Raw genomic sequence first — 2,294 nt, 5'->3', positions numbered from 1 at the left:
GCCCACTGGGTATCTTGGTTAGATATCTTGGCATGGGGTAAGTATTTTTTTATATGATCTAAGATGAATTTACTTGTTCCACCTATTAACATGACTGTCATGGTTGATAGGTTGATATTCTTTTCTCGTATTGGTTTTAGTATATAGTTGGTTATGTAGTTGTCTATTGAGCTGCTTACTAGTTTTGCACTGTCTTCTTGTAGTTCTCCATTGATTATGATTCCACCGTTTTTTAGAGCGTTCACAGCTGTTGCAAGGTCATAGTCTTCTCCATAGTGACTTGATAGATCTTCTCTCACTATGGTTTCAAGTACTAAGCCACCGTTATTGTTGGAGAATAGACTACTTGGTACTGGAACACGATTGTCATATATTCCAAAGTTCATGTTCCTACCACCAATGTCCAATATTCCCACTCTCTGATGTACGAATGTATGAGGTTCTAGGTAGACTATTCCACTACCTTCACATTTGACTATGGCTTTTTCTATGTTGATGTTATAAGCTATATCATCTAGAGTTATTGATATGGGGTTATCATCACAGATGTATTTTCTGTAAGCTTCTTTTAGCTTAGTGTTCTTGTAGATGGCTGTTGGACAACCAATGGTCAATATTACAGTTGGATCAGTGTCCTCACCTGCTATCTTTGCTATAGCTGTCAGTGTAGCTAATTTATGTATAAGAGAAGTCTTTGTTGTGGTGGTATCATATAATTCTCCTTGCTCTCCGATTATGTATTCATGGTTTTGGTATTTCACCTTATATGATTCACCATAGACTTCCATCTCTCCATTATCCATGTCATAATATCTTGTGTTAAAAAATACCTGTCTGTCTTTGGTCTGAGTGACTTTTCTTCCTACACACTTGGTAGCGTGTTTACCTGCATCTACTGAAATGATGTATTCCATCTATCTATTCCTCCCTTGTTGGATATCCTATTGATATCTTTTTTATGAACTAATCTGGAAGTATCGCTTTTCCAAGTTTTGCCATAATTTCTAAAGTTCGATATGCTTTTTCATCATGTAATCCTTGTAAATCCTCTTCTAACTTTTTTAATTGTTCGTAGAGGATTTCCATTGTATCAATCTTAATTTCCAGTCCACGATTTTTGTATGCATAAGTACGGTGCATGTTGTTTTCATACTCTTTTCTTGTGCCTGTATTTTTTCTTTCAACTTGTGAATATCTATCTGCGTTATTACTATTATCATCTACTGTTTGTGTCTTATCTTTTATCTGATCAGTGTTTATTTTATTCATGATATCTCTCCTTTTCATCCGTATATTGTTATATTCTAATATTCAATTACTCTTCCAATCTTTGATGTTTGCTGAATAAGATTTTGCGTATCTTATTATTTCAACCATACTGCTTATGTCATAATCCTTATTTTTATTTAGAATATATTTGATTACACTCAAAACACTTTCTGTTCTCTGGACTGTTTTTTCAATTTGCTCCTTTTCACCCATAAGACAAATCATGAATTCAAGTGTCCGTATTACTTCCTCTAGACTTTTAAGTGTTTCGTTAAGTTCAACTCCTTGAAATAAATTATCGACTATGTCATTTCCTATCAATGCTCTTTCTTTTGCTTCTCCAGTTAATAGTGTCATTTGTTTTCCCTTCTTTCTATTTTCATAGATATCCTATTGATATCAATGTCTTTTATGGGGATATTATATTAATATCCTAGTAACCTATAGGGATATCATATTAATATCTGAAAGGGGGTAGATATTATATTGATATCCCTTTTTGTGTTTTTGGATATCCTATTGATATCCTAGTCAATCATAGGGATATCATATTGATATCTGAATGGGGAGGTAGATATTATATTGATATCCCTTTTATGTAATCGGATATCATATTGATATCCTGTTCTAGCATGTATATATTTTAAAATCTGTATGTGTAGGTGTTTCATAAGTGAGGGCATAAGCCCTCATATATTAAAGAATAATCTTCACGTCTTGTCCTTCCAATGCTTCCGACAAGTATTCCTTGATACCTTCCATTGCATTGACTCTCCATCCTGTTCCACCTGCTTCAAATAATGCAGCTGCTGGACCTGTTTTCATTCTGAATACAAATTTACTGTAAGGTTGTTGTAGTTCAGGGAATGTTCTAAAAGGTGCAAGTTCCACTGGATTAGGAAGCTGTACGTCTGCCACCCTTGCTATTCCTGTTCTTGCTGTAACTGTTTGTGTCACTCCATCATCACCAGTGTTCTGAACCATTTCTTCTTTTATATTACCTATGATTTTCAACATGGTCTGCC

At 34.4% G+C, this 2,294-nt stretch carries 3 protein-coding genes and 1 pseudogene; all 4 read right to left on the bottom strand.

The window, feature by feature from the left end:
• A partial coding sequence (locus AACQ14_RS20465; protein WP_339365438.1) for a ParM/StbA family protein occupies nucleotides 1-914 on the bottom strand: 914 nt, incomplete at its 3' end.
• A gap of 49 nt (nucleotides 915-963) precedes the next feature.
• On the bottom strand, nucleotides 964-1,269 hold the full coding sequence (locus AACQ14_RS20460) for a hypothetical protein (RefSeq protein ID WP_339365437.1): 306 nt from the start codon (nucleotides 1,267-1,269) through the stop codon (nucleotides 964-966).
• Between the two features lie 42 nt (nucleotides 1,270-1,311).
• Nucleotides 1,312-1,626, bottom strand: coding sequence for a hypothetical protein (locus tag AACQ14_RS20455; RefSeq protein ID WP_339365436.1), 315 nt, complete (start codon nucleotides 1,624-1,626; stop codon nucleotides 1,312-1,314).
• Nucleotides 1,627-1,965: 339 nt separating this feature from the next.
• Nucleotides 1,966-2,294, bottom strand: a pseudogene (locus AACQ14_RS20450) (hypothetical protein); the annotation flags it as partial.

The organism is Vallitalea maricola (assembly GCF_036985595.1).
GTDB lineage: Bacteria > Bacillota > Clostridia > Lachnospirales > Vallitaleaceae > Vallitalea > Vallitalea maricola.
Note: the sequence above shows the minus strand (reverse complement) of the source record. Positions and strands in the feature narration are given on the sequence as shown.